This window comes from Arthrobacter ginsengisoli (assembly GCF_031456935.1).
Classification (GTDB): domain Bacteria; phylum Actinomycetota; class Actinomycetes; order Actinomycetales; family Micrococcaceae; genus Arthrobacter; species Arthrobacter ginsengisoli.
The window spans coordinates 1-18,650 of the sequence record NZ_JAVDVQ010000004.1 but is presented as its reverse complement, the minus strand read 5'-3'; the positions used below and the strand labels follow the sequence as shown (position 1 = coordinate 18,650).

Sequence of the window (18,650 nt, the reverse complement as noted above, 5' to 3'; positions counted from 1 at the left end):
TCCCGCATGTCCGGGATTTTGGTTGGCTGACTGGCCCGCTGCATATATACGCCTTCGGCGTGGCCGAAATGGACGAGGGCCAACGGTTCGCTGTGAACCTGGCTCGTAGCGGCATCAGATTGGAAGTTCCGGCCGAAGTCTCGTTGCTGGAGACCCTCGAATAAGCAGGAAAGGCGTCCCCGGCCTGTGCCTTGAAGGCATCTGCGGGTGGCTGCTCCCTGCCAGTACTTCGAGCGGCACCTCTGCCTCGGGATTTCAACCTGACCGACCAGCAAAAGGCCGCGAACACCATCATGATGTGCTGCGTTTCACGCAGCAGAGACCAAGAATTGGAGTTGGACCTTTGTATGAGCATCATCGACCAAGAACCTGACACGGCCCCCGCCGAACTGAATAAGGACCGCGGCCCCAGGGTTAACTGGCGCGTCCTTATCATTGCTGCAGCCATCGTCATCGCTTTCTCTATTTGGGCGATGCTGGCGCCCACCAGTGCGAAGGGAACCATGAAGACGGTGGTTTTCTGGATCGCGGAGAACCTCGGCTGGTTCTACGTCGTCACCGTCACTGCGGTGATCGGGTTTGTGCTGTGGGTGGCGCTGTCAAAGGTGGGCTCGGTCCGGATGGGCCCGGACCACTCGCGTCCGCAGTACAAGCTTTTCACCTGGGTGGCCTACCTGTTCGCCGCTGGTGTGGGAATCGACATGCTGTTCTACTCCGTGACCGAACCCATCACGCAGTACATGAAACCGCCGGCGGGCGCAGGCCAGACGGCCGAGGCAGCCCACGAAGCCGTGGTGTGGACCATGTTCCACTACGGCGTGGCGGGCTGGGCCATGTATGCGCTCCTTGGCATGGCCATGGGCTATTTCGCCTATAGGTGGGGAATGCCGCTGTCCATCCGGTCGGCCTTGTATCCGCTGCTGGGCAAACGGGTCCGGGGCGGGCTCGGGGACGCGATCGACATCGTCACCTTGGTGGGCACCGTCTTTGGTGTGGCCACGGCCATGGGGATCGGCGTCGTGCTGCTGAACGTTGGTTTCGCCATTATGTTCGGTCTCGAGCAGGGCCTGGCCCTGCAGATCGCGCTGGTGATTGTCGCCGTCGTGCTCACCATCGCGGCGTGCACGTCCGGCGTGGACAAAGCGATCCGCTGGATCGCTGAGCTGAACATCTGGAGCGCGGCGGCCCTGCTGCTGTACATCCTGGTGACCGGCCAGACCTCGTTCCTGCTCAACTCCCTGGTGGAAAACATCGGCCGCTTTGTCTTCACCTTGCCCGAACGCACCCTGCAGACGTTCGCGTACCAGGAAGGCGGCTCGGAGTGGATGGGCGGCTGGACCCTGTTCTTCTGGGCCTTCTGGCTGGCCTGGGGTCCCTTTGTGGGACTGTTCCTGGCCCGCATCTCGCGGGGCCGGACGCTGCGGGAGTTTGTCATCGCCGCCATCACCTTCCCGGTGCTGTGCGACTTCCTGGTCGTGAGCATCTTCGGGAACAGCGCCATGCACGAGGTTTTGGGCGGCAACACAGCGTTCGCCCAACTGGCGGTGGACAGCCCGGAGCAGGGTTGGTACGCGCTGCTCGGGATGTTCCCCGGCGCCCCTCTCCTGATCGGGCTTGGCACGTTGTCGGGCATGCTGTTCTACCTCACCAGCGCCAACTCCGGCGCCATGATGATGTCCAACTTCTCGTCCACCATCCAGAATCCGTCCCAGGACGGCGCCAAGTGGCTGCGAATCTTCTGGGCGCTGGTCACCGCTCTGCTGACCATCGCCATGCTGGTGGCCGGCGGCGTGACCACCATGGAGTACGCCACCCTGATCTTCGCCCTGCCAGTGACGATCATCGCCTGGTTGGTCATGGTCTCCTTCACCAAGGCGTTGCGGATGGAGCGGACCGAACGTGAGGGTCGGGTGCTGCGTCGGCAGTCGATGGCGGTGCACGGCGGCCATGTGGCGGACCGCACCTGGGGCCAGCGGCTGGCACGGATTCGTTCCTACCCGTCCAAGGACGAGGCCGCACGGTTCATCGAAGTCACGGCGCAGCCGGCGCTGGCCGAAGCCCTCGAGGAGTTCACCAAGCAGGGCCATGACGCAACCTTGGACACCATCCCGGACGAAAACACGGGTGTCTCAAGCCATGTGCTCGTGGTCACCATCCCGGACCACCGCGATTTCCACTATCAGCTCCAGGCTGTAGAAGCTTCCGTGCCGAAATTCGGCCGGGGCATGCACCGTGAATCCGACGTCTACTACCGTGTGGAAGTCTTCGCGCAGACTGGCTCCGAGGGCTATGACCTGATGGGCGTGACCCAGCAGCAGATCATGGAAGACGTCCTCGTCCGTTACGAGGCCCACCTGGGCTTCCTGGCCTTCTCGAACGAGTACGACCACCCTTCGCTCATCACCCCGCCGGTACCACCGGCGACCGGTTCCCCCGTATAGGCGGAGCCTGCGATGTAGCACCTGTGGAGATGGCGGCAGGACGGTCGTCCGCGCCACGGAGTGTCGACAGCAAGACGAACAGGGTGGGCGACGAAGTCGCCCACCCTGTTCGTCTTTTGCGTTTTGATGTTCACCCCGTTTCATGGCTACCAGCCCAAGGCCTGAGAGCGCGGAAAGCACGCTCCCCGACACGGAACAAGTTGGTCATCGCCGCTCCGGGCAGGTTTCCGTATGGGCGCGACGAACCGGAAGTGGTCCTCGCACAGATCTGTCCTCCGGGCGCCGGCGAGAGGACGGGTTTTCTGGCAGTAGACATCATGACTTCAATCGAGATCTGGGCGCCGCGTACTCGTCGGCCAGCGTTGTTGCCGACGGATGGACATAGCTGGTGCGGCCCATGAGATCGCGCAGCACCAGCAGTTCGGTCCCCGGGCACGCGAGTTCCGTGCCATGGGTATAGTGCAGCCGGCCGACGCCCGTGCGGGGTGTCGGGCCTCAGCCGGTGGGTGCGGAAGGTCAGCAGCAACCCGTCTTCGGTCAGGGCATGGCCGGTGGTGGGTCCGCTCAACATCTCAAAGCATTCACCGGCAGTGCGGCCGGCCGGATGCTCGGCGCCAGGTAAGACGCCAGTTCCGTGAATAATGACGGTTCGACCGGCACGACTCGTTCCTTTCCGCCCTTGCTCGTAACCCTGACCCGCCGCAGACCAAAATCAACTAGGCAGTGGCAGCAGTCGTACCTCTGACGCGCGCAGTCCGCCCAGCTGCATCGACAGCGCCATCGAACGATCGCGGGCGGTCAGCAGATCGGCGATGAATCGGTCACTTGGCCAGGATCCAGAGCAATGGGAGGCCTCTTCGCCGCACGCACTAGCCTGCCCCCACGCTCACAGCCCTTGCCCTGATGCACCAGCAGCCCGGCCGCATGCACGGAACCCGGAAGAACGCCGCGCCGCAGGGACCGGGTTCTCATTCACAGCACCGGCGGAACCAGAGCAGCCACCTGCTCCGTCCGCGTCGCGGCCGGCATCGTCGGCGTCTTCACCAACAACTCCCGAACCCCGGGAGAAAATGCATCAAAACTCGACACACCCGCTGCCCGCCGGTACTTCGGCGCCTGATCAACCGCTCCGCGGGAAACACCCACGATCCTGACGAGCTACCGCATCGAGTGCTTCCACAATGGTCGCTGGCTCTATTTTCGGTTGGCGTGAACACGTTTGTCTCAAGCACCCAGCGAGAGGGGTGGTGCGCCACAGTCCCAGTTGCCGGCTAAGAGGTTTTAGCTTGTTCTTATCGCGGGGCAGGTGTAGTTACTGTAGGTGTAGTGACCAATGAGGTCGGAGATAATTGCCCGGGCTCAGATTTCGAGGTATTGGAAGGAATGCGATTCCGCACCTTCGGGGTTGGGGCCGTAGATGGTGACCATCCGCGCATAGACGGGTGCCCAGTATCTGCCCTTTCGTCCGGGATTTACGCGTGCCGAATCGCCCGGCTTGAGGATGACGACCTCTCCTCCACTCTCGATGTGGAGTTCACCTTCAAGCACGTAGTTTGTCTCGGTGTGGGGGTGGAAGTCTTCCCAGGCGCAGGCCTCCAGCTCCCACTCCGAAAGTATGAAGTCGTCCCAGGGGCCTTCAGGATGGGAGTTGATGAACCTGCAGCGGAGGCCCTGCCACCGGTCCTTCATAGGAGCCAGGGCCTGCGCTGGCCAGAAATCTATCGCTTCCCCCGTCGTCATCGTCGGGGGCTGAGGGGTGGCTGTGGCCATTGTGTCTTCACCGTTTCTTCAGTGGGGAGTCTGCACTACTACATGCTTTGCTGGATCTAAGTGACATCGCATCATCGTGATGTAGATCACTGCAGTGTGCTTACTTTTCCATGGACGAATGTTCAAGTCAATCGTTCTGAACAGAGATCTTGAACATCTTTTTGACACTCAAGCAATAGTCTTTAAGGAAGTGTCCCTGTCGGGTCAAAACGGGAGACTGGAGAGTGAGCTATGCGGGTATCCGCTGAAGAACGAAAAGAACAGCTGATTGCAGCGACGGTCGAACTTATGCGCCGTGAGGGTGTTCAGTCGGTGACCATTAGGGCTATCGCCAAGGAGGTTAACGCTCCCTTGGCTACGGCGTATTATTGCTTTAGCAATAAAGAAGAACTTATGGACGCGGCCGCAGAGGCCTGGTTTAAGAACTTGAGCCGTTTTTCCAGTGACGCCGCGATCCATCTGGGACTCCGTAAGGCCCTGGAACAGGTGGCCGAAGGCTACTGGCGCGCACTGGAGGAAGAGCCCGCAAGCATACTGTCCGAGATCGAACTCATTCTGTGGGCAACACGCAATGCCGCCGTCAGCCCGCTGGCCGCGAAAATTTATCCCGCCTATGAAGTGGAACTGGGAAACATCTTCTCCGCCGCCGCCCAAAGCAACGGTGACAACTGCCTCATCGACTTCCCCACGCTGGTGAGGCTCTTTCTCATGATCTACGACGGCGCCGCCATCCAATACATGACCGACCCGAAGGCCACCGGTCACCGCGCCCAGTTCTTCATGATGATTGACGCACTTCTCCTCAAGGCCGGCGTCTGAACTACGCACGCAACGCTTACGGGGCTGGTTGACTTCTTGCGCGTATTTTGAACCCGCATCAGGCTCCTGACTAGGGACGGCGCCGCTCCATAGGCTTCGCTTACACGAACGACGACCCTGTCCTGGCGCTGCGTCTGGAGAACCTGGGAGCCACAGCCGTCATGCCGCTCGGCTCCCCGATCGGTGCGGGCCTGGGAATTCTCAACCCGCACAACATCGAACTGATCGTGTCGCGCGCCTCTGTGCCTGTGGTGCTGGATGCGGGCATCGGTACCGCCTCTGATGCCGCCCTTGGGATGGAACTGGGCTGTGACGCCGTGCTGCTGGCCACGGCAGTGACCCGGGCGCAGAACCCTGCGCTCATGGGAGAAGCCTTCAAACACGCCGTTATCGCCGGCAGGCAGGCGAAAGCGGCCGGGCGGATCCCGCGCCGCGAGCATGCACTGGCGTCCTCTGCAATGGAAGGCCGAGCTGAGTTCCTCTAGGGCCACAGTTCTGGCTGCATGGGAGTGGCGATGTGCAGCCGGGCGGCCTCAGAGCCGGCGCCGTCCCGCACTTCCGCACTTCCTGAAACCAAACCCCCCGGCCATCCCACATTTGAAAACCTTCGCGTGGGCGAACGCGTCACCACACGCATGGTTGTGGTGTTCATCGATCTGACCACCTCATTGGACGCAGTTTTTGGGACGATGAGACGTTAGTCGCCGACCTCGCACATGCCCTGCTAGCGGATTCATCGAGGCTGTCACCGCATTCGGAAGACTCCGGTAGGACTCCGCGGGGACGGTCTCTTCGCTGGCTTCGGTCCCGGAGCCACTCCGGTAGACAGCATCATGGCGTTGAGCGTTCGACCAAAGGCCGCAGCCGTTCAATCCGCAAGTGTGACGGATAGACGGGGCTTTCTGCACTTACCGCTGACAGGCCGAGTTGGTCGGTTGGTCAAAGACGTCAGATTTAGTAACGCGCGCCCCGCCTGTTGCCAGGCAGACAGGTGAAAAAGGAGGGCTGCTCAACAGGCTCGAGCGGAACGACAAGCCATTGGCCTCCGTAGAACTCCACGTAGGAGTCCGAAGGACAACCGGCATAGGCTTCGTCTCGCGTCATGCGGATCACATTCCTTTCAAACCCGGTGAAGGTTGGTCTCGATTCTGCGGCTATACCCTAACTATCATACCTTTAACCTTACATGTCAATGGACATTGGCGGTTAAAGGACAGATAATGAAGGTGGCGGAGCGAAGCGTGCCTAGACGAAGGAGCAGTGGTCCATGACCACGTGGAGAGAGCAACTCGCATTCGCGCCCTTGGCCACGTTTGATCGAGGGGAGGAGGTCGGGAGGCGCCTCAGGCATGCCATCGAGCTCGGAGTGCTTGAAGACGGGACCCAGTTGCCCAGCGAAAGCGAGCTTGCAGCCAAGATGGGCGTGTCGACTCTAACCCTTCGCGCGGCGTTGGCCGAGCTGCGGGGGCGCGGCTTGCTCGAGACGCGGCGGGGCAAGGGCGGCGGAAGCTTCGTCAAGGCCAATACCGGCGACATCATCAAGGCGGAGCGCGAGTCGCTCATGGCCTATTCTCTTGATGACCTGCGAGACATCCGTGACTACTGGGCCTTCTTGGCGGGCTCGGCAGCTGCTGCCGCTGCGGAGCGGAGTGGGCGGCTTTCTCTTGGGCGCCTGGCATCCATGGCGGTAAAGGTCGAGTCGTCTGAAGATTCTGCGCATGCGACTCGCGCTGACAGCAGGTTTCACATCGAGCTTGCTGCAAGCTCGGGCTCCGTGAGGCTCACACGCGAGGAGATGGCGATGCAATCCGAGGTCGGGCCGCTGATCTGGGCGGTCCCTGGCGGACACAGCAGCGCGGCAGCAGAGCATGTCGCAATCGTGGAGGCGATTCGGTCCGGAGATGGGATTCTCGCCCGGGCTCTGGCCGAGGAGCATGTACGTTCGGATATGAACCGGGTTCTCGACCTGCGCATGGGCGCCGATGCATCACGCGAAGAATCATTTCCTGACCCCGACAGGGAGGAACATGAAGTAGCGTCTATCGAATCCTTCACTGAGCTACTGGCAGATACGGCCTCATCTTCGATCCGTTCGATTGAACACGCGGTTCGCGTTCAGCTCGGCTCACAGCGCCAAGGGGACATCTCTGACCTGGACGCTATCTACGACGCTTCGCGACGGACTCTCGAGGGGGCTGTTCCACTTTTGTACGGAGCAGGCTTCCTGCCTGAATCCTCATTCAGCCCTGCGGGCGCCGCGTGGTGCCACGCGCCGACAGGACCTCACTCACTTCAGCGGCTCGTGATTGACTGGGACCTATATGAGGGTGGTACCGCGACTTGGCGGCCCGAGGACTACGGCGACGGCGCCATCCACATCAGCCATGCATATCTGGACGCCAATGGGAGCAACGAAAACATCATCACCTTCAGCAAAGCGGCTTTCGTGGGGGAGCAAATGGTCGGGATCGTGGCTGCAGATGTACTTGTCCGAGGAATCCAGAGCCAGCTCGAATCGCCCCTTCGGGCACTACCTCCGAATACGTGCCTCGTCGACCAGAACGATGTGATCATCGCAACTAACACCGGCCGCTTCATGGGGGGGATCTACTCACCCACAAAATATGCCGGAAAGCAGATAGCCCTCCAAGCCATGCCTTGGAAACTCTTCGTGGGCACCTCTACCGCGACCGCGCGCCTCGAATGATCGCTCCACACATAGCCTGCACTGTGGACAACCAGCCGTCGAAGGGTTCGTCGTACCACCGGCTCCAGCAAAATGGAGCATGCTCTGGCCTGATCTAACCTCAATGATGGCCAGGATGCACTTGCACGGATGTGGGCAGCTATGACAGCCCAACTGGTCCGAGGGCATCGAAGTGGACACCTGGCCGGCCAGCCGCGCAGCGTCAGCTAGAGCTTCGTTGGACCGCTCCCGAAGCCGCCCTGGAGCGGATGATGCCTCGATGCCGTCACCGCCGTGGACGGCATCTGCGAGGCCGACCACGCACAGACCCTGCTCAAGGAACTCATGGCCCGGCGCGGGAACAATGTTCACGTCTTGGCGACGCGGGGGTTCAGGTTGCGGTGGCGGCGGTCGGTAGCGAATGAAGTCTGCCCTGACGCTGGGTAAGTACACGGCGAGTACGTTGCGAAAGGTTCAGGCGAAACCCCAATCCATTGGAGATCGCGGCAATGCGGTGCGGACTTTGTGCTTGGCAGCCGCAGCACGCTGCGAAGGCGGGGTCGGTTGTAAAAATGGAGAGTTCAATGAGCGAGAAATTGCGTTGGGGCGTCTTGGGCACCGCCCGCGTCGTCCGCAAGACAATTCCGGCGTTGCAGGAAACGAAAAACGGTGAGGTTGTAGGTATTGCGTCCCGCACGGAGCAAAAGGCCAGGGAATACGCTGATAAGCACGGCATTCCACAGGCGTTTGGTTCGTATGAGGCGCTGCTCGCTTCCCCGGACATCGACGCTGTCTACATTGCGCTGCCGAACGCGCTCCACCTCGAATGGATTTTTAAAGCCCTGGACGCAGGGAAGCACGTCCTTTCTGAAAAGCCTTTGGCGATGAGCGCCGCCGAGTGCGAGGAGATTACGCGCAAGGCCGACGAGACCGGGCTCCACGTCCTGGAAGGCTTCATGTACCGTTTTCACCCGCGGTTCGAGAAACTGCAGGAGCTGCTCGCAGCCGGCGCGGTGGGCCAACTAACGTTTGTCCACGTCGCACACTCCTTCGATACGGCCGGTGACGACAACATCCGCTGGTATGCCGGGCTCGGCGGCGGCGCACTTTTCGATGCTGGTTGTTACTGCGTCAACATGAGCCGGATGGTCACCGGGCAGGAGCCGGCTCATGTCGTGTCCTTTGGCAACTACCGTGACGCCAACGACGGCGGCCGGATCTACCTTGACAATCCTTTCGGGCTCCTGGAGGAGGACTCGGTCCTGGAAGAGCATCACTTCGGACAGGACACCATCCATCACCAGGTCAAGGGCGAAAACCACTTCATACGCATGGGCGAACACACCCTGGTGTTGGAAGGTCTCGACCAGGCAGCGTGGCAACAAGAGGGGGCGTCTGAGTCGAGACCACATTCTGGCGCTGGCCTAGGCGTTAGCTGAAGAACTCGACATCAACACAATCGTGGCCGCTCCCTGCAGAACCCGGTAGGTGGGCCGGTCGTACCCAAGCCTGCGGGCAACCACGCTGCTGGCTCCTACTCTGTCTCGAGAATGCTGGCAACACGTGAGCTGGTTTCTACTCCAAAACGAGGCACCTCCGACGATGTGCCACTAAACCGGAGCGTCGACGGCCAGACTGAGGCGGTCGATCCCGTGCATCGCATCGGCCGCCCTGACCAGAGTCAAGTGTGAGAATGCTTGTGGAAAGTTGCCAGCCATCCGCCTTTCGTTCGTTGCGTACTCTTCGCTAAGCAGACCAAGCTCATTGGCAAGCCCCACGAGCTTGTCCATCAAGATCTTTGCCTCGACTTGTCGACCTGTGCGCGCATACTGCTCCACGAGCCAGAAAGAGCAGGCGAGAAAAGGATGCTCACCCGGCTCCAGGCCGTCCACGCCGCTCTCAGTCCGGTAGCGCAGCAGCAGGCCGTCGTCCGTCAGGAGTTCCTGTTCCAGCCGCGTGACTGTGCTGAGCATGTGCTTGTCGTTGTAGGGGAGAAAACCGACCTGGGGCATAACGAGCAGGGCCGCGTCTGTTTGCGTTCCGCCATAGGTCTGCGTGAAGGAATTGATGCTCGGGTTGAAGCCCTCGCGCATGATCTCTTCACGTAACCGCTCACGGAGGTGCTCCCACTTCTTAGCATCTCCAGATAATCCGTGGATGCGAACCGCCCGAATTCCGCTGTTGAACGCGGCCCACATCATCACTCGGGAGTGGGTGAAGTACTGTGCGGCGCCGCGCATCTCCCAAAGACCGAAGTCCCGGTCATCGATGTGTTTTTCGACGAATCCCAAGAGTGCCCGCTGAAGGGCCCAGGAGAAATGGTCTTCTTTACCTCCGGCCATACGCAGTCTTTCCAATGCCACCATCACTTCGCCCACAACATCAGCCTGGAACTGGGATACGGCGGCATTTCCAATCCGCACAGGCTTGGAGTCTTCGTAGCCGGGGAGGTGGGCCAGCTCGCGTTCAGGAAGTTCCCTCTCTCCCCCCACCCCGTACATGATCTGCATCTGTTCGGGATCGCCGGCGAGTGCCCGCAGGAGCCAGTTGCGCCATTGAAGTGCCTCCGTTTCGTAGCCGTGGGTCAGCATCGATTCCAGTGTCAGGGCCGCGTCGCGCAGCCAGCAGTATCGGTAGTCCCAGTTCCGCGGCCCGCCGAAATCCTCGGGGAGGGACGTCGTGGGCGCTGCGACTATGCCGCCCGTTTCAAAATGTGTGAGGGCCCGCAGCACTAACAACGAACGTTTTACCGCACCCCCGTAGGCGCCGTCCTGCCGGCAGTGACTTCCCCAGCGGCTCCAGTAGTCTGTGGCTTCTTCGAGGGCGGCATCAACGTCAACCGCTGCTGGCAAGGGGCGGTGCGAAGGGAACCACGTTAGTTCGAAATCAAGCTGCTCGCCCTTAGAAATGGGGAATTCTCCCTCGTGCCCGTGCGCGTGGGCATGCGGAAGATGAGGTCCTCTCAGTGCGAGAGCATCCGGACCGGCCATGGCCAACAGGACTGGCGCCGCCGTCTGCGCGTTATCGCGTACACGACTCATCCACGGCAAGACCGTTGAATATCCTGGGCGGATCCGAAGCTCCTGGCGCATTTCAACGCTGCCTTCCAACCCGGTAACACGGCGGACAAGGGAGGAACCGTTATCCCCCAACGGCATGAAATCGGTAACTAGGACGATTCCGCGACTGGTCTTCCAGATGGTTTGGAGTACAAATGTCGAGTCAATATAGTGCCGATCGACAACGGCAGCGCCTGCTTCGCTGGGCGCCAACAGCCAGCGGCCGTGCTCATCGGTGCCTAAGATTCGGCTAAACACGGACGGTGAGTCGAAGCGCGGGAAACAGAGCCAGTCCACGCTGCCATCCCGGGAGATGAGAGGCCCAGTCTGAAGATCCGATAGCAACGCATAGTCCTCTATGGGGGAAGCCATGCTCCACTCAATCACAACTTTTTCAATCCAGGTTAGGCCCGTTGTATCCGGGATCTGGTTGAACTACCTCCGCGGGCCACACCGGGTTCGCCTTTCATGGTGGGAAGGAGGCGCTAGAGCAACCTCACCAATTCTTCCGTCAATGCGTGAAGCTGCGCCCGGGCGCAGGTGGGCGCCAAGCTCGGCAAGGACAGCCCGTTCCGCCTATGACGTGGAGCTGGGAAGTATTTTCTCCTCCGCCGCCCAAAGCAGCGGTGATCAGATGCCAGTAGGGGCGGTCCAATTGGACGGCCCCTACTGCCCTGTCTCGCATCAGGCTTCCGCTAGCGGCAGGGACCGCTCTTGATGCGTTCCGCAGCCACACCTGCCCCAAGGCAGATGCGCTTTAGGCAACCTCATCGGATTGCACCTCGTCTCGCAAGCCGAGGACTGCGAGACGATCGGTTGAGACACGTACACCCCACAAGCACCGGGTCCCGAGTGTCTTTCATCAGACGCGCTGCCGCCACGGTTGAATCCGAATAATGTGAACTTTCTACTTAGGCGCGTACTTCCTGTTTCCGGACGGTTCATTCGTAAAAACAACAGGGTCGTTGCAACTCGCAAATCTCGGTGTGTTGCAACTGTGAGACTTTTCTTAGCTGGTCTGGGACTGGCTGGCAGGATAGGTACCGGCCCTTCCACCCCGTGGACGTGACTCATGTTGCAACTGACCCTCAGGTGTCATTCGATCGACTTGTCCGTCCACGGTGGTGGGCCGGCCGGTACCCGTCCGGCCCACCTCGGTAGCTTGATCAGAAGATTGTCCGCCCCTTGCGGGGCGTGACCCATCACAGTGCTGTTCCCTTGGTGACCTCTACCCGGACTGGTGCCGGCCGACAGCGGCCATGACCACATCCGTGAAGAGGAAGGTACGAATGACCGCCATGTCTATCGTCGCGCATGCCCACCCATTTGTCGTGGGTGTCGACACTCACGCCCGCAACCACGTCTACGCGATCCTTGCCGCGACTACCGGCGCCCTGCTGGAAACCCGCGAGTTCCCCACCACCGCCGCCGGGATCAACCGGGCCATTGCCTGGGTCGCCCGCCGCACCGATGGCAATGCCGATACCCTCTGGGTGATCGAAGGCGCCGCATCCTACGGAGCGATCCTCGCCGGCACCGTGGCAACCCACGGATTCCCGGTCGCCGAGGCGCCGGGCATGGACGCCAAGAAGCGCCGTGGCGTGGGCAAAACCGATGCCCTGGACGCCCACCAGATCGCCATGGCCGTTCTGCCCCTGCCGGTGGACAAGCTGCGCCGACCCCGCCTGCATGACGGGGTCCGCCAGGGCGTGCGGATCCTGGTCACGGCGCGGGGATCCATGGCCAAGGACCGCACCCGGTCGGTCAACGCGCTCAACGCCCTGGTGCGCAGCAACGACCTGGGCATCGACGCCCGCAAGAAACTCACCGGCGCCCAGATCACCGAGGTCTCCAAGTGGCGGTCCCGCGACGAGGAAATCTCCTTGTCCATTGCCCGTGACGAGGCCGTGCGGCTGGCCAAACACGTCCTGGAGCTCGATGAGCAGCTGGCGGCCAACGAGAAGCAGTTGGATGAGCTGGTCAAGGTCAGCGAGGCCGCACCGTTGCTGGAGGAGAAGGGGTTCAGGGCGATCAGCGCCGCGAAGTGCCTCGCCGCGTGGTCACACCAGGGCCGGGTCCGTAACGAGGCCGCGTTCGCCTCCCTCGCCGGGGTGAATCCGATCCCGGCGTCCTCCGGGAACACGGTCAGGCACCGGTTGAACCGGGGCGGTGACAGGACCCTGAACAGCGCCCTGCACCTGGTCGCGATCACCAGGATGACCCATGACGGCGAAACCCGCGAGTACGTGGAGAAGCGACGCGCCGAAGGACGTACCGACAAGGAAATCCGCCGCTGCATCAAACGCTACCTGGCTCGCCGTATCTACCGCACGCTCAACACCTCGGCAACGGCGATGAAAGCGGCTTGACAGACATAGAAGAGTCGACCGCTAGAACTCAAACTGACGTCCTCGATTCGGCCATGGTCGGTTCGAGATCGGTGAGCGAGGGCAAAGCGCAGACTTCCCACAGCTAACGGTGCTGGCTCTCGACGCGAGTGGATGCATCGAGAGCCAGCGCCGCAACGGTGGCTGGGATTTAGGTGGCAGGTTGATGAATGACCTGCCGGCATGTCCGACCAGGGTTGGGGCACGCGGGGCACGACGATCGAGCTCAGTCGGCGGCTTTTCATTTGTGTCCCGGATCCTCAATAGTGGTCAAGCTTCTGTGAGTTCTTCTACGGATGGCACACTCTTGACCGCTTCTTTGGATCGGATCATTCCAACAGCGGCGGCGCTGATTAGCACGACGACACCGACGCCGAGGTAGAGCTGTACGGCTGACCAGGATACATCTAGCAGGGCCCCGGTGATCAGCGGGGCAATGATGGCTCCGATTCGTCCGATGCCGATGCCCCATCCGACGCCTGTGCTGCGGACGGACGCGGGGTAGAGGGAAGGAGCAAGCGTGTAGAGGCCGGCGATGCAGCCGTTAATCAGCATGCCCACGAGGACGCCTGCACCCAAGGCCAGCACGATCACAGAGGCGGAAGAAATGAAGACGACCATCATTACGGCCGAGAGAACGGTGAATCCCACGAGGACGATCTTGCTGTTCCATTTGGTCGCGAGGACGCCGTAGAGGACGGCTCCAAATATTCCGCCTAGGGTCAGCATCAGCCCGCCGGTAATGCCTTGGCTTTCCGTCATACCTGCGGTGACCAGCAGCCGTGGGGTCCAGCTGTTGATGAAATAGAAGCCGAACATTGTGGTGAAGAACGCCACCCAGAGCAGAAGGGTGGACCGCCGGTTGGTAGGGGACAACAGATCGGAAATGGGGTTGGTTTTTGACTTGGAGACGGCTTGGACATCCGGGAGGGCAGTGACTTCGGGGTGCCCCGTCTTGCGGGCGATCCGGTTGAGGCGGTCCAGGACGTTGCGGGGCCGCTTCGTAACGAGGAAGTCAACGGATTCGGGTAGCAGGAACAGCAGGACAACCAGAATGCTGAGGGTGATGATGCCGCCGAAAACGAAGACGGAACGCCAGCCGTACTGGCTTTGGAGGTAGACGGCTGCCGCACCTCCAAGGGTCGCCCCGATGCTGTAACCGGCGGTATAGATGCTGATGCTCAGTCCTCGGCGTTGTTTGGAGGAGTATTCGCTGGCGATGACGTTGGTGCAGGCAAGGATGCAGCCGACGCCCAGTCCTGTCAGGAAGCGCCAGATGCCCAGCTGCGCCATGTTGCCGGCCGTTGCTGCCAACAGCATGCCGGCGCCGGCTGCGCCGACTGAGGCGATAATCATTGGGCGCCGTCCGATGATGTCAGCCAGTGGGGCGAGGCAAAGGGATCCGATGGCCATGCCGATCAGGCCCGCGCTCAGCAGGACGCCCAATTCGGAGCCGGTAAGGCCGAACTCCTTGGTGACTCCGTTGGCGGTGAAGGCCATTGCCAGTACGTCAAAGCCATCGAGGGCATTGAGCAGGACGCACATTCCGATGATTGCCCATTGGTATGGCGACATCCTGGAGCTGTTTATACGTTCGCGTAGATCCATGAAGTGTTCCTTGAAGACTCAGGAGCTCCCTTGGGGAGCTAATGCTGTTTTCGGGCTGCAACAGATGTGTGCAGCGCGTGTGGTGCCAAGCAGGGGAGTTCAGGACACGTCGATGGTGACGACCGCAGGGGAGCCTGAAGAATCAACGTTGGTCCGAGAGACTGTAGCGGAGCTGACGGCCCGCGAGACGCAGCAGCACATCTTTTCTTCAGCATGTTGCTGTCGCTCGCTGTAGAAAACGTCGCGATGGTCAACGGCACCTTTCAGGTCCAAAATGCGGACCTCGCACAGGCCGCACTCACCCTTGCGGCAGTCGAACATCATGTCGACGCCGGCGTCCTCAAGCGCCTCGAGCATGGAGCGGCCCTGCCCGACCCTGGCCTCGACCCCCAGCCGCGGGATGCGGACGAGGAACTCTTCCGGGTCGTACCAGCCGGAGTTCCCGAACGTTTCGTAGCGCAAATCAGGCAGCGCCAGTTCACGTTCGGTCCAGGCACGGCGGACCGCATCCATCAGCCGGATCGGTCCACACATATACAGTTCGGTTTCCGGGTCGAGACCGCCAATCAGGGCGTTTACGTCTAAGCTGCTTTGTTCGTCGTCGACGTGGACCTGCAGCCGGGCCCCGTGGAGGTCCTGCAGATCCTGCAGGTAGGCCATCGCCGGTCGGGTCCGGCCGGCATAGACCAGGGTGTAGTCTGCCTTGACGTTGCGAAGCACCGCCGCCATGTTCATGATCGCGGTGATTCCGATGCCACCTGCCAGCAGAACGTAGCGCTCTGCCCCGACCCGCAGCGGAAAATTCTGAAGGGGCTGGGTGATGCGCAGTGTGTCACCGGGCTGGAGCGTGTGCATGACGACGGATCCGCCCCGGGAAACGGGAGCCTTGAAGACGCTGATCGCCAGGGTTTTTCCGCCGTCGATGGATTCAACTACCGAGTAGGAGCGCTTCTCCTGCTGGCCGTTAATCGTTACGGTGAGGTCGATGTGCGATCCGGGCTCTGCGTGTTTCGGCAATGCCGGTTCCAGTTCGATGCGCCGGATGCCTGCGGCCACATCAGAGACAGCCACGACCGTTGCGGACTGCCAGACTTCGTTGTTGGTTGCTGCCATTGTCTTTCCCTTGGAGTCCGGGGCCGCTCAGAGTGCCGCCACCAGGCGGCCCTCTGCCTGCAGCATCCGCTCGATCAGCCGGCGGACCCACATGCCGCCGGCGTCGATGTTCAGGCTGTAGAACTCGTAATCCGGATTTGCGTCGATGGCCTCCTGCTGAGCCGTCAACATGGCTTCATCCTCACCGAACACGCCGTGGACGCCGTTGCGAAGCTGCGTGGTGATCAGCTGGCTGTCCAGGCAATAGTTGCGCATGAAGGCCCAGAAGTAGTGGCAGGTTTTGGCGGTTTCCGGGCTGATCGTGTTCATGACGTAGCCGTTGACGCCCTGGCTCCGGTCGCCCTCCGGGGCGCCCGTGCCGGCCTTGGCAACGCCGACGTCAATGCGGATAGTGGAGGGCGCCTCGAAGCGGATGATCTGCCAACGGTCCACCTTGCCTTCGAAGCCGGGGAACTTGTCGCGGAGGTTCTTGAGCCAGAACGGCGGGGCATCGATGTTCAGCATCCATCGCGACACGGTGACCGTGCGGTCATCGTGCGTGACCACGAAGTCGGATTCGCTGAGTTCTTCCTGGCCGATGCTGGAGGCGTGAACAAATTCCTCGTGGGTAAGGTCCATCAGGTTGTCCAGGACCAACTGGTAATTGCACGGAGCGAATATGGTCTCCCCATCGCCGGCCCAGTCCGGGCTGTCCATTTGATGCATATCCGGGACAAGGTCGGGGTCCGCCTTGGTCGGATCGCCCAGCCAAACCCAGACAAACCGATAGCGCTCGACCACCGGGAAGGACGGGACGGTGGCGGAGGGGTTGATGCTCTCCTGCGCCGGCATCGAAGCACATCGCCCCGCGGAGTTGTAGACGATGCCGTGGTACGGGCACTGGATCCCGTCCTTGCCCACGGTCTTCCCCATGGACAACGGGGCCAATCGGTGCCAGCACGCGTCCGCCAGAGCCACGGCCTTGCCGTCCTCGGTGCGGTACAGCGCCAGCGGGCGGTCAGCGATCCGGCGGGCCATAGGTTTGCGGGTCACTTCGAGGTCCCAGGCGGCGACGTACCAGGCATTCAGTGGATGGCCGAGGACTTTGTTGGTGGTGGAATTGCTGGACTGAAGCACAGTCATCTTTGACCTCTTTCCGGTGGCTGGGCGACGTCTCCGCTGACGCTGCATGCCATACGCATGAAGATATTATTGGGAACCCTCAACTATCTATGTTCATAGATGGTGGCTTGGATCACAGACTATCTATAGATATAGTTAGTTGGCAAGACCTAGAAAGGAAACTTCTCCGTGAGTCTTCGTTACGCGCTCTTGGCTTTGCTGGCCGTCGAGCCGATGACCGGTTACGACCTTGCAAAACGTTTTGAGTCCTCCGTGGCCTTCGTGTGGCATGCCCCGGATTCCCAGATCTATCCGGAGCTGCGGAAGATGGCCAAAGAGGGGCTGCTGCGGGCGGAAGAAGTTTCCTGGGGCCAACGCGGCAAGAAGACGCAGTACCGGATCTCCCAGGAGGGGCGGGCGGCCTTCCGTGAATGGATGAATGCCCCGGTGGAGTATTCCCGCGAGCGTGATCCGGTCCACTTGAAGGCCGCATACCTGGAGTGGACCGAGCCGGTCACCGCTCGGAAGCACATGCAGGCGCATATCGACTATCACACACTGCGCCGCGATCAATGGGCAGAGATGATCGCCGGGCTGCGGGCCGGCACCAACGAGATGTTGAATAAACGCCTGGCTGCCACCCCTGAAGCGGACCGTAGGCGAACCATTGAATACAAGATCTTCACCTACGAGGGTCTAATCGCACGCGCGGAAACAGAAATTGAATGGGGCAAGCGAGGGCTAAAACTCATCGATTCGCTCTCGGGACCTTCACTGCAAGGCAGCTGATTCAACCGAGGTGACCTGGCGGCTTCCCGCCCCCGACCGAGTGGTACATCGGCCCATCCGTCATTGACGCACGCGGCTCTGACTCTAATAGCCGCGGTGAAAAGCCAGTTATGGGATGCCACTTCCTGAGCGGCGTGCTGAGGCCAGAAAGCAAGGCACTCGGGAACTTCGAGGGGCTGAGTGCCGAAATTGGATTTTCCAAGACGTGAGAACTGGAGTCCGGAGAATGTGTTGCGAGACTGATAATCGTTCCGGCTTTCGACAGCATTCCTCCTCCTGAACCGCAAATTTGCGCGGCAGCGATGTGATCGGTCACTTTGGTTGCGTGGCGCCGACTTCGGTGGGGGCACGGGATTTTGCAGGAAGACTGAGCCGGCCAGTACTCAGGGGTGATCTTGTCGACGAACCGGAGTGTGAGGAGTGCGGATCCCATTGTCCGCCCTGGCGGAACGCACGCATGCGTAAATGGATGAGAATATGGGTTGATGGTGAATGAGGTGGTTTCGCGGGCTGACTAGGACATTTTTGGCGCCAGACTTGGAATGCCGGCGCGCACCGTCCTGGAGCCCGGCCCTTGATTATGAATGACTCGGGGGTTCCGTTTTCTTCGGCATTCTCGTGCGGCCACCCGACCGCCACCTTGTTGTTGGAAGGATCGACCAGCGCTGCAGCCAACAAGCCATCAGGCCTGACGGCAACATCACTCGTCTTCTTGATGGCCACCAACTGTTCTAGATGAGTAAGTCCTATTGCTGGGAACGGGCGTGGAGGCTTTTAAAGTTAGGCGGAGAGTGTTAAGCCGGGTTTGTGAACACTCAACTAAACACTCTCCTGACCACACTTTACGTCTACTTGGATGACCACGTCCTGCCGGATC

General features: G+C 61.0%; 11 protein-coding genes and 2 pseudogenes. 8 read left to right on the top strand and 5 right to left on the bottom strand.

What is annotated here, in order from left to right; genetic code table 11:
- Positions 1-347: 347 nt before the first annotated feature.
- On the top strand, positions 348-2,441 hold the full coding sequence (gene betT / locus J2X01_RS05895) for a choline BCCT transporter BetT (RefSeq protein WP_310051736.1): 2,094 nt from the start codon (positions 348-350) through the stop codon (positions 2,439-2,441).
- 1,359 nt (positions 2,442-3,800) lie between these two features.
- Here the strand turns inward: betT and J2X01_RS05890 are convergent.
- Positions 3,801-4,181, bottom strand: a complete 381-nt coding sequence (locus tag J2X01_RS05890) for a cupin domain-containing protein (RefSeq protein ID WP_310051734.1) — start codon at positions 4,179-4,181, stop codon at positions 3,801-3,803.
- A 261-nt stretch (positions 4,182-4,442) separates the two neighbouring features.
- On the opposite strand from J2X01_RS05890, the gene J2X01_RS05885 reads away from it, so the two are divergent.
- The 5 genes and pseudogenes from J2X01_RS05885 (at position 4,443) to J2X01_RS05870 (ending at position 9,155) form a co-directional block, all read left to right on the top strand.
- Complete coding sequence (locus tag J2X01_RS05885; protein ID WP_310051731.1) at positions 4,443-5,030, top strand: TetR/AcrR family transcriptional regulator; 588 nt, start codon at positions 4,443-4,445, stop codon at positions 5,028-5,030.
- 95 nt (positions 5,031-5,125) lie between these two features.
- Positions 5,126-5,515, top strand: a pseudogene (locus J2X01_RS05880) (thiazole synthase); the annotation flags it as partial.
- Positions 5,516-6,297: 782 nt separating this feature from the next.
- On the top strand, positions 6,298-7,737 hold the full coding sequence (locus J2X01_RS05875) for a GntR family transcriptional regulator (RefSeq protein ID WP_310051730.1): 1,440 nt from the start codon (positions 6,298-6,300) through the stop codon (positions 7,735-7,737).
- 157 nt (positions 7,738-7,894) lie between these two features.
- Positions 7,895-8,097: pseudogene (locus J2X01_RS21995) on the top strand (DeoR/GlpR family DNA-binding transcription regulator); the annotation flags it as partial.
- A 203-nt stretch (positions 8,098-8,300) separates the two neighbouring features.
- A complete protein-coding gene (locus tag J2X01_RS05870) occupies positions 8,301-9,155 on the top strand; it encodes a Gfo/Idh/MocA family protein (protein WP_310051728.1) in 855 nt (284 codons plus the stop codon).
- A gap of 171 nt (positions 9,156-9,326) precedes the next feature.
- Here J2X01_RS05870 and J2X01_RS05865 read toward each other — a convergent pair whose 3' ends face one another.
- Positions 9,327-11,147, bottom strand: a complete 1,821-nt coding sequence (locus tag J2X01_RS05865; RefSeq protein ID WP_310051724.1) for a glycoside hydrolase family 15 protein — start codon at positions 11,145-11,147, stop codon at positions 9,327-9,329.
- A 917-nt stretch (positions 11,148-12,064) separates the two neighbouring features.
- Here J2X01_RS05865 and J2X01_RS05860 point away from each other — a divergent pair.
- Positions 12,065-13,144 carry an IS110 family RNA-guided transposase gene (locus J2X01_RS05860; protein ID WP_310051721.1) on the top strand — a complete coding sequence of 360 codons (1,080 nt, stop codon included), beginning with the start codon at positions 12,065-12,067 and terminating at the stop codon, positions 13,142-13,144.
- 288 nt (positions 13,145-13,432) lie between these two features.
- Here J2X01_RS05860 and J2X01_RS05855 read toward each other — a convergent pair whose 3' ends face one another.
- The 3 genes from J2X01_RS05855 to J2X01_RS05845 form a co-directional block, all read right to left on the bottom strand.
- On the bottom strand, positions 13,433-14,737 hold the full coding sequence (locus tag J2X01_RS05855; protein WP_310051719.1) for an MFS transporter: 1,305 nt from the start codon (positions 14,735-14,737) through the stop codon (positions 13,433-13,435).
- A gap of 132 nt (positions 14,738-14,869) precedes the next feature.
- Positions 14,870-15,883 (bottom strand): PDR/VanB family oxidoreductase, encoded by a 1,014-nt coding sequence (locus tag J2X01_RS05850; RefSeq protein ID WP_310051716.1) that lies wholly within the window; start codon positions 15,881-15,883, stop codon positions 14,870-14,872.
- Between the two features lie 27 nt (positions 15,884-15,910).
- The gene (locus J2X01_RS05845) at positions 15,911-17,005 is read right to left on the bottom strand and encodes an aromatic ring-hydroxylating oxygenase subunit alpha (RefSeq protein WP_310051714.1); all 1,095 of its coding nucleotides are present in this window, start codon (positions 17,003-17,005) and stop codon (positions 15,911-15,913) included.
- A gap of 168 nt (positions 17,006-17,173) precedes the next feature.
- Here J2X01_RS05845 and J2X01_RS05840 point away from each other — a divergent pair, with 168 nt between their 5' ends.
- Positions 17,174-17,773, top strand: a complete 600-nt coding sequence (locus J2X01_RS05840; protein WP_310051711.1) for a PadR family transcriptional regulator — start codon at positions 17,174-17,176, stop codon at positions 17,771-17,773.
- Positions 17,774-18,650 lie beyond the last annotated feature (877 nt).